General features: G+C 69.0%; 16 protein-coding genes. 7 read left to right on the top strand and 9 right to left on the bottom strand.

The genetic code is table 11. The features are described 5' to 3' along the window. Positions 1 to 3: 3 nt before the first annotated feature. From CSX12_RS13060 to CSX12_RS13040, 5 genes are all read right to left on the bottom strand, one after another. Positions 4 to 555 carry a hypothetical protein gene (locus CSX12_RS13060; protein WP_124896071.1) on the bottom strand — a complete coding sequence of 184 codons (552 nt, stop codon included), beginning with the start codon at positions 553 to 555 and terminating at the stop codon, positions 4 to 6. Between the two features lie 197 nt (positions 556 to 752). Beyond that, positions 753 to 2,615 carry a beta-L-arabinofuranosidase domain-containing protein gene (locus CSX12_RS13055; RefSeq protein ID WP_241160461.1) on the bottom strand — a complete coding sequence of 621 codons (1,863 nt, stop codon included), beginning with the start codon at positions 2,613 to 2,615 and terminating at the stop codon, positions 753 to 755. A gap of 2 nt (positions 2,616 to 2,617) precedes the next feature. Beyond that, positions 2,618 to 3,508 carry a carbohydrate ABC transporter permease gene (locus tag CSX12_RS13050; RefSeq protein WP_124896069.1) on the bottom strand — a complete coding sequence of 297 codons (891 nt, stop codon included), beginning with the start codon at positions 3,506 to 3,508 and terminating at the stop codon, positions 2,618 to 2,620. Between the two features lie 3 nt (positions 3,509 to 3,511). Continuing rightward, a complete protein-coding gene (locus CSX12_RS13045; RefSeq protein WP_124896068.1) occupies positions 3,512 to 4,417 on the bottom strand; it encodes a sugar ABC transporter permease in 906 nt (301 codons plus the stop codon). Between the two features lie 86 nt (positions 4,418 to 4,503). Next, entirely contained in the window at positions 4,504 to 5,802 is a 1,299-nt protein-coding gene (locus CSX12_RS13040; RefSeq protein WP_124896067.1) for a sugar ABC transporter substrate-binding protein, read from the bottom strand. 174 nt (positions 5,803 to 5,976) lie between these two features. Between CSX12_RS13040 and CSX12_RS13035 the strand changes: the two genes are divergently transcribed. The 6 genes from CSX12_RS13035 (at position 5,977) to CSX12_RS13010 (ending at position 17,061) form a co-directional block, all read left to right on the top strand. Beyond that, positions 5,977 to 6,999, top strand: coding sequence for a LacI family DNA-binding transcriptional regulator (locus CSX12_RS13035; RefSeq protein WP_124896066.1), 1,023 nt, complete (start codon positions 5,977 to 5,979; stop codon positions 6,997 to 6,999). A gap of 187 nt (positions 7,000 to 7,186) precedes the next feature. After that, positions 7,187 to 11,686, top strand: a complete 4,500-nt coding sequence (locus tag CSX12_RS13030; RefSeq protein ID WP_164479583.1) for a discoidin domain-containing protein — start codon at positions 7,187 to 7,189, stop codon at positions 11,684 to 11,686. After that, a complete protein-coding gene (locus CSX12_RS13025; protein WP_206427088.1) occupies positions 11,679 to 14,771 on the top strand; it encodes a glycoside hydrolase N-terminal domain-containing protein in 3,093 nt (1,030 codons plus the stop codon). Before CSX12_RS13030 ends, CSX12_RS13025 begins: the two co-directional genes overlap by 8 nt. 27 nt (positions 14,772 to 14,798) lie before the next feature. Next, a complete protein-coding gene (locus CSX12_RS13020; RefSeq protein WP_124896064.1) occupies positions 14,799 to 15,452 on the top strand; it encodes a hypothetical protein in 654 nt (217 codons plus the stop codon). Further along, entirely contained in the window at positions 15,449 to 16,498 is a 1,050-nt protein-coding gene (locus tag CSX12_RS13015) for a hypothetical protein (RefSeq protein WP_206427087.1), read from the top strand. Before CSX12_RS13020 ends, CSX12_RS13015 begins: the two co-directional genes overlap by 4 nt. A gap of 41 nt (positions 16,499 to 16,539) precedes the next feature. Next, positions 16,540 to 17,061, top strand: coding sequence for a GNAT family N-acetyltransferase (locus tag CSX12_RS13010; protein ID WP_124896063.1), 522 nt, complete (start codon positions 16,540 to 16,542; stop codon positions 17,059 to 17,061). Here the strand turns inward: CSX12_RS13010 and CSX12_RS13005 are convergent. Next, positions 17,030 to 17,644: an NAD(P)H-dependent oxidoreductase gene (locus CSX12_RS13005; RefSeq protein WP_017202645.1), complete on the bottom strand. Its 615-nt coding sequence runs from the start codon at positions 17,642 to 17,644 to the stop codon at positions 17,030 to 17,032. The two genes, CSX12_RS13010 and CSX12_RS13005, sit on opposite strands and share 32 nt — an antisense overlap. A 90-nt stretch (positions 17,645 to 17,734) precedes the next feature. On the opposite strand from CSX12_RS13005, the gene CSX12_RS13000 reads away from it, so the two are divergent. Then, positions 17,735 to 17,938 (top strand): hypothetical protein, encoded by a 204-nt coding sequence (locus tag CSX12_RS13000; protein WP_017202644.1) that lies wholly within the window; start codon positions 17,735 to 17,737, stop codon positions 17,936 to 17,938. 12 nt (positions 17,939 to 17,950) lie between these two features. Here the strand turns inward: CSX12_RS13000 and CSX12_RS12995 are convergent, their stop codons facing one another. The 3 genes from CSX12_RS12995 to CSX12_RS12985 are packed head-to-tail and all read right to left on the bottom strand — an operon-like array spanning position 17,951 to position 19,390. Then, positions 17,951 to 18,553 (bottom strand): GNAT family protein, encoded by a 603-nt coding sequence (locus CSX12_RS12995; RefSeq protein ID WP_124896062.1) that lies wholly within the window; start codon positions 18,551 to 18,553, stop codon positions 17,951 to 17,953. Between the two features lie 18 nt (positions 18,554 to 18,571). Further along, the gene (locus CSX12_RS12990; RefSeq protein ID WP_017202642.1) at positions 18,572 to 18,967 is read right to left on the bottom strand and encodes an ImmA/IrrE family metallo-endopeptidase; all 396 of its coding nucleotides are present in this window, start codon (positions 18,965 to 18,967) and stop codon (positions 18,572 to 18,574) included. 48 nt (positions 18,968 to 19,015) lie between these two features. Further along, on the bottom strand, positions 19,016 to 19,390 hold the full coding sequence (locus CSX12_RS12985) for a helix-turn-helix transcriptional regulator (protein ID WP_225855759.1): 375 nt from the start codon (positions 19,388 to 19,390) through the stop codon (positions 19,016 to 19,018). Positions 19,391 to 19,452 lie beyond the last annotated feature (62 nt).

The following is a 19,452-nucleotide window of genomic DNA, read 5'->3' as shown; positions in this document are numbered from 1 at the left end:
CAATCATCCGGCCACATTGACGACCCACTGCGGGCAGACCGTCACGCCCATGCAGTAGGCGGTGATGAGGCCCTTCTGCTTGTTGTCGCTCATCCGGGTGTTCTCGACGACCACTTTTACCGCCATCTTCTGGATCATGTTGAGATTGACGTGGTGCTTGTTCTGAACCTTTGTCAGACCCCACGTCGTCCCGTTGCCCGCCCGAGCGACCGTCGATTTCGCGATGTTGTCCGTCCAGGTTGAAACGATGCGGTATGCCGCGTTCGATGCGGCCCTGATTGAACTGTCCTGGGGCGTGGCATCCGACATCTCGCCGGAGTTGCGGCGTGTGGCCGCAGGCTCGCCTGCGGCCTCATAGGATTCCACCTCCGTTCGTTGCGCCTCGACGTCAGCCAGTTTGGCTGCGCCGGCACTATCGGTAGGGACAAAGCCGAACGTCGTGATCGTGGATGCCTCCGCGGCCTCTGCGGCCTGCGCGGCCGCAGGGGTGAGCGCAACACCCACCAATAAGACCACCGCGCTCAGTGCGAGACGAGTTCGCGTTCTACGGATCATCGAAACTTCTTTGCGTCGATTTCTGGAGCTGTCCGTGCGGATAGGCTCCCTTCGAACATGCGACTGCAAGGTGTATCAAGTGATTACGGCATCCCCTCGGATGTCTGTCTCGTCCTGAGAGCGTCAGTGCACGCACAGCTGTGTTCTTTGGATCCTTCGAGCTCGGCGGAGGGAGACCTTCCCTCGTCGGTTCTGCGCTAGACGGTCGGGATCCACACCCGCATGGTCGAGGGTCCGCGTCGTGCCCAGTCGTGGTACGCCACGAGCGGCGCCTCGACGACCTCACCGGTCGACCGACTGCGGACCGGCAGAACGACCGCGCCGTCCCGGTCGATCGGGTCGCCGGCGGCGACGGCCTCACCGACATCCGCCCCCAGATCGATGGATTCCAGCGCCAGCACCTCGGGTCCGCGCTCGATCGCGACGCTGCCGCGGACGGCATCCACCATCGGATGAGGTGAAGTGACGCGGGGGACGATCGGCAGCGCGAGTTCCACGACGTCCCCGGCTCGGTACCACCGCCGCACGGACACCGCCCCAGGGCGCGCGGGCTCGGAGGATTCCCCGTCGCCCGACAGGACCCGCACCAGCGCACCTTCGGCCCAGCCGGGTACGCGGAGGGTCAGCGTGAACCGCGCATCCTCCTGCACCGTGATCCGCACCCGCCCGTCCGCGGGGTAGCCGGTCGAGACGTCGAGCGCGACGACGGTGCCGTCTGCCAGCCGGGTCCGCACGGACGACGGCGCATATTGGTGCAGCTGCACGCCTTCGTCGTCTGCCGTCGCGACATAGGCGGCGAGGCTCGCGAAGGTTCGTGCCACGTTCGGCGGGCAGCACGACACCTCGAACCACGGCGCGCGCAGCGACGACGACGCGCGCGGCGATGTCGCGTCCGGATCCGCAGGAGTGCCGGGCGTGCGCTGGTGCAGCGTGTTGGCGTAGAAGAACGAGCGGCCGTCGTCGCCCGGCGAGGTGGCCACGACGTTGAACAGGGTCCGCTCGATCAGGTCGGCGTATCGCCCCTCGCCGGTCGCGAGCAGAAGACGCCAGGAGAACATGATCGACCCGATCCCGGCGCAGGTCTCGGAGTAGGCGCGGTCGGGCGGAAGCTCCCAGTCCTCACCGAACGCCTCGTCCTGATGGTGCGAGCCCTGCCCTCCGGTCACGTACGTGCGTCGTTCGACGGTCCGGTCCCACTGTCGACGCAGGGCCTCGAGCAGCGCGGAGTCGTCGAGGTCCGTGGCCACGTCCGCCGCCGCCGCCGACAGATAGTTCGCCCGCACGGCGTGACCGCGCAGCGCCTCGGCGTCGCGGACGGGGACGTCGTCCTGGAAGTACGCGCGGCCCCACTCGATCTCGCCGAGGGATCCGCGGCCGTGCCGCTCGACGAACAGCGCCGCCTGATCGACGTATCGCTGCTCACCCAGCGCACGACCGAGCTCCAGGAGACCCGCCTCGACCTCGGCGTGACCGCAGATCGCGTCGCGCCCGTCCGCGCCGAACTCGTCGCACACGAGGTCGGCGGCGCGGCGCGCGATGTCGATGAGGCCGTCGTCTGCGTCGGGCCGCGTGCGCACGCGGGCGACGGCGGCCTGGAACAAGTGTCCGAGGCAGTAGAGCTCGTGTCCCCACTGCAGCTGCGTCCACCGCGCCTCCTGCCCGGGGCGTCCGAACATCGTGTTCAGGTAGCCATCGGGCTCCTGTGCGGCGGCGACGCGGGCGACCACCGCACGGAACCGTCGCTCGAGTTCGTGGTCCGCCGCCGCGTCCGTGCGTCCGATCTCCCACGCCAGGGCCTCGAGGAACTTGTAGACCTCGGAGTCGGAGAACTCGCGGCCGCGGCGTCCGTCTGGGAGGGCGCCGACGACCGCGAGATCGAAGTTGGGCAGCCAGCCCTCGGATTCGAGGCGCGACTCGATGTGGGCGAGCGTCGCCGAGCCGTTGACGGCTTGACGGTCCGCCCAGAAACCTCCCGTGATGCGCACCTCGTCGAGGCCGAGGGGGCGCAGACGCCCGCGGAGAGGGACCACCGGAGAAGCCGGCGCAGTGGTGTCGTACATGGTCATCCCTTGAAGGCGCCGGACATGAAGCCGCGCACGTAGTGTCGTTGCAGGATCAGGAAGAGCAGGATGCAGGGGAGCGCAAGGACGACGACCCCCGCCTCGGTCGCGCCGTAGTCGACGACGCCCTGCACTTGGCCGCGGAGGTTCGCGACCGCGAGGGGCAGCGTCATGCGGTTGGTGTCGTTGATGAGGATCAGCGGGGCCATGAAGTCGTTCCATGCGGTGAGGAACGCGAACAGCCCGACCGTGACGAGCCCCGGCTTCACGGCGGGCAGCAGCACCCGCCACAGCGCGCCCCAGCTGGAGCATCCGTCCACCATCGCGGCCTCATCCATCTCCTTCGGAATCGACTCGAACGAGATCCGCATCATGAACATCGAGAACGGGAGTTGGAACATCGTGATCACGAGGGCGACGCCGACGAGTGAGTTCTGCAGCCCGACCGCGTTCAGGATCACGTAGAGCGGGATCAGCAGCGTCGCGTAGGGCACCATGAGGATCGCGAGGGTCAGCAGGAACAGGGCGTTCTTGCCGGGGAATGAGAAGCGTGCGAAGGCGTAGCCGCCGAGCAGCGAGATGAACAGGGTGAGCACGACCGTGAGCACCGAGACGAACAGCGAATTCCCGAGGTACACCCAGATGCCCGCCTGATATTCGCCGAGAGCGGCGTAATTGCCGAATCCCCAGCCGTCGGTCTGGCTGGTGCCCGCCATCGGGCTGACGGAGGAGACGCCCGTCCAGATGAGCGGATAGAGGAAGATGACCGCGAGCGCGGTCGTGAACACCCAGTAGGGGACGCCGAGGACGACACGTCTCGCCTTCGAGCGATAGCGCGGAGCGGTGGGCTGATGATTCGGCGCCACGATCGTGCGCGTGAGGGTCTGAGTCATGGTTCAGCTCTCGTCGGTGCGGCGGAACGCGCGCAGTTGGAAGACGTTGATGACGATGAGCGCGAGCAGCACGATCACCGAGAGGGCGCCGGCGATGCCGAGACTGTTCTGACCCTGGAAGGCGACGTTGTAGATGAGCTGCACGACGGTCATGGTGCTGTTGTCCGGCCCGCCCTTGGTGAGGATGTAGAACTGCTCGAAGGCCAGCAGGGAACCCGTCACGCACATCACCGTCGTCAGGGCGAAGGTCGGCTTGAGCAGCGGAACCGTGATCGAGCGGAACGTCTGCCAGCGGCTCGCCCCGTCGATGCGGGCGGCTTCGTAGACATCATCCGGGATGCCCTGCAGGCCGACGAGCATGAGCAGCATGTAGAACCCCGCGAAGCGCCAGACGATCAGGAAGATCGTCGACCACAGGGCGCCCTCGGGGGTGCCGAGGAAGGTGATGCCCCAGGACTTCATGAGTTCGGCGAAGGGGCCGGCGATCGGCGAATACAGCACGTAGAAGAGCAGCGACGCGGAGGCCAGGCCCAGCGCACTCGGGATGAGGAACGCCGTGCGCAGGAAGCCCTTCCAGCGCGTGGACTCCTGAACGAGGAGCGCGAGTCCCAGCCCGAGGCCGATCAGGATCACGGTCGTGATGACGGTGTAGAGCAGAGTGAACCGGATGGAGTCCCAGAAGAGCCGGTGGTTCACGGCATCCGCGTAGTTCTCGGGGAAGTTGATGCCGCGGTTGCCGCTCAGCAACGGCCAGTCGGATGCCGACATCTGGAAGACCAGGACCAGCGGGACGAGGAACAGCAGAGTGACGAAGATCGCCGTCGGGGCGGCGTAGAGCCATCCCTGGAGGGGACCGCCGAAGCCGGTGCGCGGACGCCGGCGGCGCACCGGGGGAGCGGTGGAAGTCATCTCGTCCTCTTTCGATCGTTTCGTGCGGGAGCGCGCGGGCCCGGGCGCGGGAGTCGTCCCGCGCCCGGGTCTCACGAGAGGCGTGGTCACTGCGACAGGACCGCCGTGATCTCATCGTTGTCGGCAGGCACGGAGTCCTCACCGTTCAGCACCGCGTTGCGCACGAGCGTCAGCCACGGGCTTCCGGGCGCGTTGAACGCCTGCTGGAAGTTGAGCGCGACCGGAGTGTCGCCCTGAGCGGCGACCTCGTTGATGGTGACCAGGCGCGGGTCCGCGGCGGCATACTCGTTGTCGGCGAGATCGCCGCGGGAGACCGCGTTTCCGTCTTTCGCGAGCACCTCGACCTGCGCGTCTTCGGACATCATCCAGTTCAGGAAGTTCCATGCCTGGGCGGACTTCTTCGAGTCCTTCGAGATCCCGATGCCGTCGCCGCCGACGAAGGTCGAGGCGCCGCCGTCGACACCGGGGATACCGGCGACACCCGCGTCGAACTCGAGCGACGGCAGCAGCGTCGCGGGGAACGGCATGACCCCGACCTTGCCCTCGCTGAAGGCCGCGGTCCAGGTCGGGCCGGCCTCGTCCGTCGAGCTCGGGAGCACGGCACCCGCCTCTTCCAGGCCGGCCCAGGTGTCGTAGACCGCCTGCGCCGAGTCGCTGTCGAGCAGCGACTCCGTGCCGTCCTCGTTCATGACCTCGTCGCCGGACGCCCAGATCGACGGGAACCATGTGAACACCAGGCATCCGCCGCAGTTGAGGCCGGTCGCCGTGCCGTAGGTGTCCGGCTTGTCCAGGGCCTGCACAGCCATCGCCGCTTCGGCGAACTCCTCGAGCGTCGCGGGGGCCTTCTCGGGATCGAGCCCTGCCTCGGCGAACAGCTCCTTGTTCCAGAACAGCATCGACAGGTCGAGGGCGAAGGGGAGCACATACTCGGCGCCGTCGACCGTCCCGGCGGCGAGGTGGCCGGGGTTGATCTCGTCCTTGAAGTCGAGACCGTCGATCTGTTCGGACATGTCCTGGAAGAGCCCCTGCTCGGCCCAGTTCGGGACGTAGACGATGTCCGCCGCGAACAGGTCGGGAAGACCTCCCGAGCCCGCCGCCGCGCCTACCTTCGCGACGTAGTCGTCGTTGGGGACGACGGTCAGCTCGACCTGGTTCTCGTGGCTGGCGTTGTACGCATCGACGAGCAGCTTGGCCTGGCGCTCGATGGGTGCCCGTGTCCACAGCGTCAGCGTCGTGCCGTCGTCCGTCCCTTCGGCGGGGATCGGCGCGTCGGATTCGCTGTCGCCGGCCGAGGGGGCGCAGGCGGCCAGGCCGCCGACGAGCAGGCCGGCCGCGATCATCGCGGCCCCGGCTCGCCGTGCGCGGCGGATTCGGGTGGTGTTCATGGTGATGGCTCCTCTGGGCTCGACGTCGAGCTTGTGCGATGGCTCTGCAACGGTGCAGGGTGGAGAACGATCCGGCGTTCCGAAATTGTCGAAAAGCCTTTCGGAAAGGTATAGCGTGGCTTCGACGAGGTCGTCAACCCCGGTTCCGATAACCTTTCAGCAACGAGGAGTGCGATGAGCGACACGAGCGGATCACGAGCGGCGACGCTGGGCGATGTCGCCGCGCGCGCAGGCGTGTCGATCTCGACGGCGTCGAAAGCGCTCAACGACCGCGGAGACGTGTCGGCGAAGACCCGGGCGAGGGTGCAGGCGGTCGCCCAGGAGCTCTCGTTCACCCCCAACGCGATGGCCCGCGGCCTGCTCGCCGGTCGGACCGGCACGGTGGGCCTTCTCACGAGCGACCTCGAGGGTCGCTTCATGATCCCGATCCTCATGGGCGCTGAAGATGCGTTCGGCGCCGGCCGCATCAACGTGTTCCTGTGTGACGCGCGCGGCGATGCGATCCGGGAGCAGCATCACCTGCGGGAGCTGCTGAGTCGTCGCGTCGACGGCATCATCGTCGTGGGTCGCCAGACGGACCCGCGTCCCTCGCTGGGACAGGACATCCCGGTGCCCGTCGTCTATGCGTACGCCCCGTCGGACGATGACCGCGATCTCTCTCTCACGCCCGACAACTACGCGGGCGGGCGTCTCGCCATCGAGCATCTGCTCGCGTGCGGCAGGCGTCGGATCGCACACATCTCGGGTGATCCCACGTACGCGGCCGCGCAGGACCGGCTCGCCGGTGCGAGGGCGGCGCTCGGCGAGGCAGGGCTCGAGCTGGTCGGCGAGCCGATGTTCGCGGAGTGGTCGGAGCACTGGGGGAGGGACGCGGCGGCGATGCTGCTGCAGCGGCATCCCGACATCGACGCGATCTTCTGCGGGTCTGATCAGATCGCGCGGGGAGTCCTCGATTCGGCCCGAGACCTGGGGCGCGGCGTGCCCGATGATCTGGCCGTGATCGGCTACGACAACTGGGAGGTCCTGGCCACCAACGCGCGGCCGGAGCTCACCAGCATCGACGCCAATCTGCAACAGCTCGGACGTCAGGCGGCGCTGCGCGTGTTCGATGCGATCGACGGCATCGACGTCGGCGAGGGCGCGCATCACCTTCCGGTGCGGCTCGTCATCCGCGGATCGACGATCCCGCGGCGCTGAGCGCCCTCACGTCTTCGTCCACCAGGATTCGCTCGACGACGACGCCGTCTCGAGGGGCATCCATCGCGTCAGCACGTCGGGTTAATCGCGCGATATTCCAGTGATATCGGCTATTGTCAGCGCAAACATCGCCGTGCTAGCGTGCAGACCTCGGATGTATGACCTCACTGACGGAGGTAGGAAATCGATGTCCCTTCCCGCTGCTCGCACCGAATCCTCACGATCCCGATCCGCCCTTGCGGCCGGCGTGCTCCTCGCCCTGGTGGCCGCGTCGTTCACCGTCGCCGGTCCCGCCGATGCGGCGACCGAAGCACCGTCGGGGACACCCATCGCGAACTCCCACTACGTCCTGCTCGACGTCGACTCGGAATCGCCGCCCTACCCCGCGCCCCCGTCCCTCGACGGCACGGCCGCCGGAGCGTTCGACGGGGACTACGCCACGCAATGGGCGTCGAAGTACAACGGCGGAAGCCCCGATCCGATGCCGCACTTCCTCACGTTCGACGTCGGAGCGACCCACGCTCTGACCGGAGTCGGGTACTCGGTGAAGGTGCAGGGCAACGGTCCTGCGGCGAACGTGAAGGTGTTCACCACGAATGACGCGGACGTGGCGAAGGACGGCACGTCCTCCGCCTGGGCGCCGGCGGGAGCGGCGACCTTCCACCAGCCGACGAGCAACACGGAGGTCCAGTTCGTCACCTTCGACGAGCCGGTCTCCGCCCGCTACGTGCAGTTCCGCGTCGTCGATGCCGTGAACGGTTCGAACAACGCCTCCGCGTCGGAGATCGTCGTCTACACGACCGACGAGGACACGACCCCGCCGGAGCCGGCATCGCCGTTCTCGGTGAAGGTCGATTCGGTCAACACGACGGACTGGAAGTACCCGGACGACACCTCGGCGAGCACGTTCATCGACAGAGACGGCACCTTCCGCTTCCAGCAGGCGCACGCCCTGTACGGCAAGACGTCCTCGCGGGCATGGAGCTTCTTCACCGGCACCCACCTGGACGACGCCGTCCGCGACGCGACGATCAGCGATACCGGCACCAACCCCGACACCACCGCGTTCTGCGACGGAAGCCCGACCGGGGTCGAGGCGACGGTGGCGCAGGGATCGACCTCCTACAGCCAGGCGAACTACTGCGATCTCACCCAGATGTGGGTCGATCCCGACACCGGGGACTGGTACGGCCTCGTGCACAACGAGTTCACCCCCCAGCCGTTCGGCGACGGCCTGCACTACGACTCGATCGACTTCGCCGTCTCGACCGATCAGGGGAAGACCTGGTCCATCCCCGGGCACGCGATCACGTCGCCCTACAGCACGGCGCGCGGTGACACCGCGGCATTCCCGCAGCAGACGTACTACTACGGGGACGGCGATCCCCGACTGTACGTCGACTACGCCTCGGGATACTTCTACGCGTTCTACGGGTCCCGAGTCGTGAACAAGGGCGGCAGCTGGGTCGCGTTCCACCAGCACGTCGCCCGTGCTCCGATCGCGGAGAAGATGGCCACGGGCTCGTGGCAGAAATGGTACGACGGCGCCTGGACGCAGCCGGGCATCGGCGGCAAGGAGAGCAACATGACTCCGGTCACGGACTCCAGTCCGACCGGATACACCGCCCCCGACGACGAGTACGACCCGAACACCCCGGGTACGGCGCAGCAGCAGGTGAGCACCGGGCAGATGCCGCCCACCTCGCCGCTGTTCGTGATGGACGTCACGTACAACGCGCACCTCGGGCTGTACATCGGCGAGCCCCAGCACCCCGATCAGTCCGGCAAGGCGCCGCAGGAGTTCTACGCGACCGACAACCTCGCCACCCAGAAGTGGTTCAAGCTCGGCGACACCGGAGCGGACTACACCTCGGCGTCGTGGTACCGCTGGTTCGTCGACCCGGCGAACAAGTGGAGCTCGGCCATCGTCGGCAAGTCCTTCCGCTCCTACTGTTCGTTCGGGTGCATGGACGGCTCCTCGGCTCAGTACGTCAACGTGACGATCGACGCCGACGAGCCGGCCGCCGTCCTCGACACCTCCAAGACCTACTCCATCGGCAGCGGCGACCAGAGGCTCACCGTCGCGGACGGGGGAGGGATGGCGAGCAGCGCGACCGAGGCGGACGCGGCGTCCGGCGCCTGGACGTTCGCCGCGACCGGGGACGGCGCTTACACGATCGCCAGTCAGGCCGGAACGCTCCTCGGCGTGGACGGTACCCGCACCGCCGACCGCGCCTGGCGCACGCCCCTCACCCTCACCGACCCCGCTGAGGCGGGCGTCGGCCAGCAGTGGTTCGTCATTCCGAGCAGGTCGGCGTCGACCGGAGAGAAGACCGACACGGTGCGTCTCGTGAACAGGTTCAGCGGCCTCGTGCTCGGCCTGGGCGCAGGAAAGGCCGAGACGGTCCCCGCTCGGAGCTGGGATCAGCAAGGCGACACGACGGGCGGTCTCGCCTCGACCAGAGCGCAGACACTGACCCTGGCCGAGTTCACCGACAGCACCGGATCGACTCTGGCTCTCACGCCGCCGATGGGCTGGAACAGATGGAACGTCTTCGGCTGCTCGATCGACGAGAGCATCGTCCGCAGCATCGTCGACGCGATCGCATCGAACGGCATGAAGGCGGCCGGGTACGAGTACATCACCGTGGACGACTGCTGGATGGCCCCCACCCGCGCCGCAGACGGCAGCCTCCAGGCGGACCCCACCCGCTTCCCCAGCGGTATGAAGGCGCTCGGGGACTACGTGCACTCGAAGGGCCTCAAGTTCGGCGTCTACGAATCGCCGACGGAGGGCACATGCCAGAAGCGACCGGGAAGCTACGGGCATGAAGCGCAGGACGCGCAGACTTTCGCGTCGTGGGGCGTCGACTATCTCAAATACGACTGGTGCCAGACGAGCACGACGGAATCTCCGAAGATGTGGGCGGAGAACCCGGGGCTGACGGAGAAGCAGCTCGCGCAGAAGCTCTTCACCCGGATGTCGGAGGCGCTCGAAGCGACCGGCAGGCCGATCGTGTACAGCCTGTCGGCCTGCTGCTCCGCTCTGGACTTCCCCCAGTGGGCCGGTTCCGTCGGCCACCTCTGGCGGACGTCCACCGACATCTCCAACTCCTGGAACAGCGTGCTGTTCAACTACGGGAAGACGGTCGGACACGCGGCGGCCGCAGGCCCAGGGCACTGGAACGATCCCGACATGCTCGAGGTCGGGAACACGTCGGGCACCGGCCTGTCTCCCGACGAGACGAAAGCGCATCTGGGGCTCTGGGCGCTGATGGCCGCACCCCTCGTCGCCGGGAACGACGTGCGCAGCGCGTCGGCCGAGGTGACCGCTCTGCTGACGAACCCGCGCGTGCTCGCCATCGACCAGGACCCGCTCGGATCCGCCGCTGTGCGGGTGCGGGACTCCGCCGGGATCCAGGTGCTGACGAGGCCGCTCGTGGACGGTTCGCGAGCGGTGGGCATCCTGAACACCGGCAGCGCGCCCGCGTCGGTCACGGTTCCCCTGAGCGAGGCGGGCTTCGATGCGGGGACGGTGGATCTGACCGAGGTGTTCAGCGGGGAGGAGTCCCGAGCGGAGTCGGCGATCACGGTGGAGGTGCCGGCGCACGGGCTGGCGCTGTACCGAGGGATGGTCGACAGCCCCGCGGCGCTGGGCATCACCGGGCCCGCGACGGTGGCGGCCGGTGCCACAGCCGAGATGGTCATCACGGCGCACAGGGCCACCGAAGCCACCGACATCGCCGTCACAGCGCCGGACGGCTGGACGGTCACCCCGGCCACCACCAGCATCCCGCGGGGGCAGTCGAAGACGCGGGTGACCGTGCAGGCACCGGCGGGGGCGTTCGGGCCCGCCGAGATCGCCGTGACGGGGAGTGTCGTTGACGCCCTCGGCGGAGACACCCACACGGTGTCGGCGAAGACGACCGTCACTGCGACCTGCGGAGCGCAGCCGCAGGCTCCCACCGCTGTCGTCTCGGTCGACAGCGCCGAGAGCAGGCTGGAGAACACACCGGGGGCGAACGCGATCGACGGGAACCCGTCCACCTTCTGGGGGACGGACTGGTCGCAGACCAACGCTCCGCTCCCGCACGAGATCGTGGTCGATCTGGGTGCCTCCCAGATGGTCTGCTCGCTCTCCTACACCCCGCGTCAGGACAACCAGAACGGTCGGATCAAGGACTACGAGGTGTTCGTGAGCGATTCCCCTGCCGCTCCCGGCGCCGGCGCGACGCCGGTGCTGAAGGGCCAGGCGGCCGCGGGAACCGCGACCCAGACCCTCGCCTTCGCGCACCCGGTGAAGGGTCGGTATCTCACGCTGCGGGCGCTGAGCGAGCAGGCGGGCAACCGGTGGACGGCGGTCGCGGAGCTCGCGGTCGACGTCCGGCCGGCGCCCGCGCTCGACGCCACCGTCAGCGCGGTCGGCAGGTGCGTGGCCGGCAAGGCGTACCTCGCGGTGACGGTCCGGAACGGGGAGGACGTGCCGGTGAAGGTCGAGATGACGACGGACTACGGAGCGAAGTCGTTCGCGGCGGTCCGACCGGGCGCGAGCGCCTTCCACAGCTTCGCCGTCCGCGCGAAGACGCTGCCTGCCGGTACCGCCGGTGCTCGCGTCACAGCCGTGGTCGACGGGCACGAGGTGACCGCCGATCTCCGCACCCCGTTCGAGGAGATGCGCTGTGGCTGAGCCGATCGGCAGCGGACACGGCCACCGGGCCATCACCCGACGCACGGTGCTGCAGCTCGGAGGGATGGCGGCCGTCGTCCCCTTCCTTCCCGGGATGATCGCGCCGTCGCCGGCAGCAGCCGCCGTCATGGGCGCCGGAAGCGAGGCACTCACCGCCGCAGGACCGGGGGATGCGCTTCCCGCCGGATCGCTCCGCTACACGGCGCCGGCCACCGCCTGGGAATCGCAGGCGCTGCCCATCGGCAACGGCCGCCTGGGGGCGATGATGTTCGCCGGAACCACGGAAGAGCTCATCCAGTTCAACGAGAACAGCCTCTGGGGCGGCCTCAACGACTACGACAACGCGCTCGCCGGTCAGCCGGACAGCGCGTACGACACGAGCATCACCGGGTTCGGCTCGTATCGCGATTTCGGTGCGGTGCGGGTCGCCCTCGGAGCGGTCACCAGGGTCACCGCTCCGGGAGGGCCTTATCAGGACTCGAGTTCCGGCGAGACCGTCGCACAGACGTACGACGGCAGGACCACGACCAAGTGGTGCATCATCGGACCGCCATCGCACGTCATCTGGCAGGCGGAACTGGCGACGCCCCAGGCGACCGCGTCGTACAGTCTCACCAGCGCGAACGATGTGCCAGAGCGCGACCCGCAGCAGTGGACGCTGTCGGGATCGAACGACGGCGCGGCGTGGACTCCTCTCGACGCGCGCACGAGTGCGCCGTTCGAGCAGCGGGGCATGACCAAGACGTACACCTTCGCGAACACCACCGCCTACCTCTTCTACCGTCTCGATTTCGTCCCCAAGGCCGGGGTGAGTCACTTCCAGATCGCCGAGATCGCCCTCGCCGGGATCTCGCTCGCCGCGGCCGCGCCGGTCGCGGACTACCGTCGGTCGCTCGATCCCCGGACCGGCGTTCACGAGAGCCGTCACTCCACGACCGGCGGAACCATGACACGCGAGGCGCTGGCCGTCCGTGACCCCGATGTGCTGGCTTTCCGTTACGAGACGGACGATCCGGACGGGTTCACCGCGGTCGTCTCGCTGACCTCGGCGCAGGGGGCGGTGACGACAGCGGATGCCGCGGCCGCTCGCCTCGGATTCGCGGGGGAGATGGCGAACCGGCTCGGCTACGCGGCCACCCTGCGGATCGCCGACACCGACGGCACCGTCACCGCGAGCGGAGCGGCGCTGCGCGTCGCCCGTGCCAGCCGGATGACGCTGCTGCTCGACGCGCGCACGGACTACCGGCTCAGCGCGGCGGACGGCTGGCGCGGCGAGGATCCCCAGCGCGGCATCGACGCGAGCCTGACCGCCGCGGCCGCCGTGCCCTACGCCGACATTCGCGCCGCCCATATCGAGCGATTCGCGGAGGTCATGGACCGCGCCTCGATCACCTGGGGAGAGTCCGAGCCCGCCGTGCTCGAGCTGCCGGTCGACCAGCGTCTCACGCGATACGCCGGCGGGGGCGACGACCCGAGCCTGGAGCAGGCGCTCGTCGGATACGGCCGATACCTGCTGGCCAGCTCCTCGAGGCCCGGAGGCCTCCCGGCCAATCTGCAGGGGCTCTGGAACGACAGCAACACGCCGGCCTGGGCGTCCGACTACCACACGAACATCAACGTCCAGATGAACTACTGGGGCGCCGAGACCATGAACCTCTCCGAGACGCATGAAGCCCTCGCCGAGTTCATCCGGCAGGTCGCCGTCCCCAGCCGCGTGGCGACGCGCAACGCGTTCGGGCAGAACGTCCGAGGATGGACGGCGCGCACGTCGCAGAGCATCTTCGGCGGCAACGCCTGGGAGTGGAACACCGTCTCGAGCGCGTGGTACGCCCAGCACCTCTACGAGCACTGGGCCTTCACGCAGGACCTGTCCTATCTTCGCGATCTCGCGTATCCCCTCATCAAGGAGATCTGCGAGTTCTGGCAGGACCGGCTGAAGGCACTGCCCGATGGGACCCTTGTCTCGCCGCTGGGCTGGTCACCGGAACACGGGCCGCGTGAGGACGGCGTGATGCACGATCAGCAGATCGTGTGGGACCTGTTCCAGAACTACCTCGACTGCGCCGAGGCCCTCGGTGTCGATGCCGACGAGCGTGCCACGGTCGCGGATCTGCAAGCGCGGCTGGCACCGAACAGGATCGGCAGCTGGGGGCAGCTGCAGGAATGGCAGACCGACCGGGATGATCCCGCGGACACCCATCGGCACACCTCGCATCTCTTCGGCGTGTACCCGGGTCGGCAGATCACGTCGGCGACCCCGGAGCTCCAGGCCGCCGCGCTCGTGTCGCTGAAGGCACGCTGCAACGAGCAACCGGGCGTGCCGTTCACCGAGTCGAGCGTCATCGGCGACAGCCGCCGTTCCTGGACCTGGCCGTGGCGGGCTGCGCTGTTCGCGCGGCTCGGCGACGGTGATCGCGCGCGCTCGATGCTCCGCGGCCTGTTGCGGTACAACACCCTGTCCAACCTGTACGCCACGCATCCGCCGTTCCAGATCGACGGCAACCTCGGCATCGTGGGCGCCGTGGCGGAGTTCGTGCTGCAGAGCCACGAGGGATTCATCCACCTGCTGCCGGCGCTGCCGACCGCGTGGCCGGCCGGGGCGTTCGCCGGCCTGCGAGCCCGCGGCGGGTACGAGGTCAGCGCGGAGTGGGCGGACGGGAAGGTCACCTCCTTCCAGGTCGTGGCCGATCGCGCTCCGGATTCCCGGCCGATCCGCGTGCGGGTGAACGGGCAGGACCGCATCGTGCGGCCTGCGCTCGCCGCGTCAGGCACGACGCAGGACCTCGGCGACTGGCAGGCGCCGGCGGTGACGACGTCCGTCGACGTGCGGTGCACCGGTCCGCGTGCGGTGCTCGCCGTCACCGCCACCAACCTGGAGGCCGTGCCGACCGACATCACGATCACCACGGCGTACGGTGCCAGGACCTTCACCGCGGTGAAACCGGGAGGCAACGTCTTCCACGCTTTCACGACGCGCGCGCGGACGATCCCCGCCGGTTCCGTCGCCGTCACGCGCACGGCGACCATCGACGGCGTCGCCACGACGAATCGCAGCGAGGTCGCCTACTCGCAGAGCACCTGCTGACCCGCCCCTGGAAGAAGGAGAACGAAGATGCACACATACTCGTCCCCGCGCCGATCGGCGCCGCTCCGGATCGCGGCGGCGGTGCTGGGCGCCGCCGTGCTCGCCGTCGGTGGCGGAGCGCTCACCGCGACCGCCGCGGAGGAACAGGGAGAAGGCGACGTCTACGTCACCGTCGACATCGCGCCGGTCGAGCAGCCGGGCGTCCTGGCGATGAGCATCGCCGGCACCACGGCGGCGCTCACGGAGTCGGGCTCCACAGCCCTGACCAGACAGTTCGTGGGGAGTCTTCCCCGCGTCACGGTCACGGACACGCGGACGTCGGCCGAGATCCCGGATGGCGCGTACTGGTACGTGCTCGGCACGGCCAGCGACTTCGTCGGCAGCGCCGGGCAGCCCGGCATCACCGCCGGACACCTCGGGTGGCGTCCGTCGCTGGTCGACGGCGGTGCCTCTGGACTGGTCGCGGTCGGAGACGAGGTGATGACCGAGCTCGACGAAGAGACCCTGCCCGGCAATGACGTCGGACTCATCGACGAGGAGCTGCTGGCCATGACAGCCGACTCCGCGGAGGTCGCCACGGAAGGCCGGTGGACGGCCGAAGCGGAACTGTTCCTCAAGACGGATGCCGCGGTGTCTCCGGGAGAGTACACCTCCGTCCTCACTCTCTCGCTGTTCGAGTGATCCTCCGCCGCGCGGCCCTCGCCCTGATCGCCGTCGCGTTCAGCCTGACCACCGTCGACGCCGCCCTCTCCACGCTGCCGGCCCACGCGGAGGGATCGGAGCCGACCGTCTCCTGGGCGGCCGTCCCCGCCGACGAGGAGGGGCCGGACGGCCGGCGGTGGGTCGAGAACGTGCTCGACCCCGGAGCCTCGAAGACGGAGCATCTCGCCGTGACCAACCTCGGCAGCGACCCGGTGACGTTCGCGCTCAAGGCGGCCGACGGCTATTTCACCGACACCGGCCGCTTCACCATGCTGCCGTCCTCATCGACGTCCGTCGACGCCGGCACCTGGATCGCCGTGCAGGACACCGTGGACGTGCAGCCAGGGGAGACCGAGGTCGTGGCCTTCACGATCAGCGTGCCGGAGGGCGCGGCGCCCGGAGACCACCCCGCGGGCATCGCCGCCACCGTCCTGGCGAGGCCCGCCGCGGGAGACCCGCAGGGGGTCGGCGTCGAGGGGAGAGTCGGCTTCCGCGTGCTGACCCGGGTGACGGGCGATCTGACACCGGCGCTGGCCGTCGACGACGTCATCGTGAGGTACGAGTACTCGTGGAACCCGTTCGCGCCGGGGCAGGTGTCGGTGGAGTACACGCTCCGGAACGAGGGCAACGTGGCGCTCGGTGTCAAGGATCGGGTGGTCTCGGTGTCGCCGGGCGGCGACGATCCCGGAGAGACCGGTTCCCCGGAACTCACCGAGATGTTCGCGGGCGACGAGCGCACCATCCGCAGCGAGGTGCAGGACGTCTGGCCGCTCGGCCCGCTCACCGCGCGGGTCGCGGTGCATCCGACGGCGCTGCAGGGCGGGGAGCCGGTGCTCGAGCCGGCCACTGCGGAGGTCACCGCGTGGGTGTTCCCGTGGCCGCAGTCGGCCGTCGTCCTGATCGTCGCGGTCACCGTCGTCCTGGTGCGGCTGGACATGCGCCGCCGCCGCCGGGTGTGGGCGGAGCGCATCGCCGAGGCGAGGGCTCTCGGGCGCGCCGAGTCGGACGCCGGGACAGCGGGGTGAGCAGGGGCGACGGTGTCGGCGGCCCGTGTCATCATGCGAGCATGGACACCCTCCGCCTTCGGCTCTGGTCCGAGAACGACCTCGAGCTGCTTCACGCCGCGAACACTCCGGCGATGACGGCGCATCTCAACGGTCCGGAGAGCGCGGAGGAGATCGTAGAGCGCCATGCGCGCTACCTGCGCCTCCGGGATTCCGGCGAAGCCCGCCCTTTCGTCATCGAGGACGAGGCCGGCGAGTCCGTCGGATCGATCGCCTTCTGGCACATGGACTGGCGAGGAGAGCCGGCCCTGGAGACGGGGTGGTTCGTCCGTCCGGAGGCGCAGGGTCGAGGGGTCGCGTCCTCCGCGCTCGCCCTCCTCGTCCAGGACGCCCGCATGCATCGAGACGGCAGGCGATATCTGACGGCGTTCCCCGCCGTGGACAACGCCGCCTCGAACGGGGTGTGCCGGCACAACGGCTTCGCGCTCGTCGGCAGTCTGACCGAGCGGTTCCGCGGGGCGGAGCTGACCGTCAACGAGTGGGCGCTCGACCTCACGACGGCGTCGGATACACCTGCCCCTTGAGCAGCCGCGCGAGGTGCGCGGCGTTGGCCGTGGAGGTGCGGATGGCTGAGGCCACCTTCTCGGGCGTCTCGTCGAGGTCCTTGTAGTCGGTCGTGTGCATCGCTTCGCCGTTCCAGTACACCGAACCCTGGGCGGGGACCGTGAAGCCGACGTCGTTCAGGGCCTGGAACAGGATCGCCGCGATGTGATGGGCGCCGTCCTCGTTGCCGACGATGCCGGCCACGGCCACCTTGTCGAACAGGGTCGGCCGGCCGCGGGCGTCGGTCTCGCTGAGTTCGGCGTCGAGGCGCTCGAGGACCCGCTGCGCGACGCTCGAGTGCTGCCCCATCCACGTGGGCGTCGCGAACACGAGGATGTCGGCGTCCAGCACGCGGCGCCGGATGCTCGGCCACTGGTCGTCGCCGCCCATGTCCTTCTGCACGCCGGGGCTGAGCTGGAGGTCGACGGCGCGCACGAGGCTGCCGGTGACCCCGTGCCCGGCGAGCGCGTCGAGCATCTGGGTCGCGAGGAGATCGGAGCTGGAGGCCGCGGGCGAGGGCTTGAGGGTGCAGGAGATCGCGACGGCCGTGAGGGGAGCGTTCATGCTCTCAGGACACCAGGCGATCGTCCGGACGCACAGGGGCTTTCCGCAACCGGGCTATCCTGGTAGACGGCACCGACGACAGGAGATCCCGTGATCCTCAGCTTCCTCTTCTTCATGATCCTCTTCCTCGGGGGCTTCTGGCTGTTGGGCATCGCGCACGAGCTGCCGGACTTCCAGGCGCTCACCTTCTGCGGCGGCCTCCTGCTCGTCACGCTCGCCCTCGCTTTCGTGCTGCGCGAGCGCGGCTCGGCCACGCGCCGTTCCAAGAACTGGTCCGGCAACCCCACCGAGTGATCTCGGCCGGCGTCACCGACGACGTGCGAGCCGCGCTTCGAGGTTCGCCCTGACCGCCGGCCACTCCGGCTCGATGATCGAGTATTCGACGCTGTCGCGCAGTGCGCCGTTGCGGTAGCGGCTCATCGCGCGCATCACGCCGTCCTGCTTGGCGCCGAGTCGTTCGATCGCCGCGCGCGACTGGAAGTTCACCCACTGGGTGGTCAGGCCGACCCGGAACACCCCGAGCGTCTCGAAGGCGTGCCGCAGCAGGAGCAGCTTGGACTCCGCGTTGGTGCCGCTGCCGTGCGCGGACGGTCGGTTCCACGTATAGCCGATGTGCAGCCGCGGCACGTCGGCGACCAGGTCGTAGTACGAGGTGAGTCCGAGCACGCGACCGGTGGCATCGAAGGCGGTGAACGGGACCATCTCGCCCTTGTCGACGAGCGAGATTCGGCGGTCGACCTCCGCGGCGACGCCGTCGGGCGCCGGCACCGACGTGTACCACGCCGTCTGCCACAGGTCGCCCTCCTGGACCGCCTCGATCAGCCCGTCGACGTGCGAGCGATCGAGGGGGCGGAGCTCCACGAGCTCTCCGGTGAGGGTGACGGGGGACGGGGCGACGAGGAAGGCCATGACGACATTCTCGTGGACTCACGCGGCAGCGACGGGCACCGCGCCCTGGCGCAGAAGCCGCTGGTAGGCGAGCACCAGTTCGATCGTGACGTCGAGCTCGAACGCCAGGCTCGCCAGGTGCGGGCCCCGGAGCAGCTCGGCCTCGGCGTATGCCCGCGGACTGATGAGCCGTGACGCCGCCCACTCGTCGGCCTGCCTCTCCTGCTGCGCGCGGATCGCCGAGGTCGTCGCGGGACCGTGCCCGAGGTGTGCGTGGCCGAGCTCATGAGCGAGCACGCTGCGCGCGGTCCGCACGCGCATGCCGGGACTGAGGCGGATGGTGCTCGTCGCCGGGTCGAATCCGCCGAGAGTGGGGCCGCTGCGCTCGACCACGCGCAGGCGCTGATCCTCGGCGAGACGGAGCAGGTGCTGCATGGTTCGCCCCCTCGTGCGGTTGCTCTCCGGGGTGCGGCACGCCCCGGTCTATTGGTAGAGGTCGTCCGTGTCGGCGTCGTGTCGGACGCGGGATTCGAAAGCGGCCTCGGGGGTATCTTGTCGCGGGCCTGCGACATCGAGGGGGCGGCGGATCGGCGTGACCCGTCCCGCCGCATCGCCGTCGGCCCGGAGCCGCTCCTCCGCACGGGCGAGCAGCATGTGCGGCTCGAGATGCAGGGTCGCACAGACCGCGTACACGACGGGGACCGGGATCGCGCGCTTGCCCGTCACGTAGTTGTCGAGCGCGCTGCGGGCGATCCCGATGCTGCGCGCCATCGCCGCGATGCTGCTGCGCTCCGCCGCGATCTCCGCACGCATCTGACGACCGACCGCTTCGTTGTATTCCTCGGCAGATGTCTTCACCCGGCTCACCATAGCAGCGCCCCGACGCCAGAATGCCGACATACTGGCTCATTCGAGAGTCA

Origin of the sequence: Microbacterium sp. Y-01 (genome assembly GCF_003856715.1) — a bacterium.
GTDB lineage: Bacteria > Actinomycetota > Actinomycetes > Actinomycetales > Microbacteriaceae > Microbacterium > Microbacterium algeriense.
This window is presented reverse-complemented; position numbering and strand designations above follow the sequence as displayed.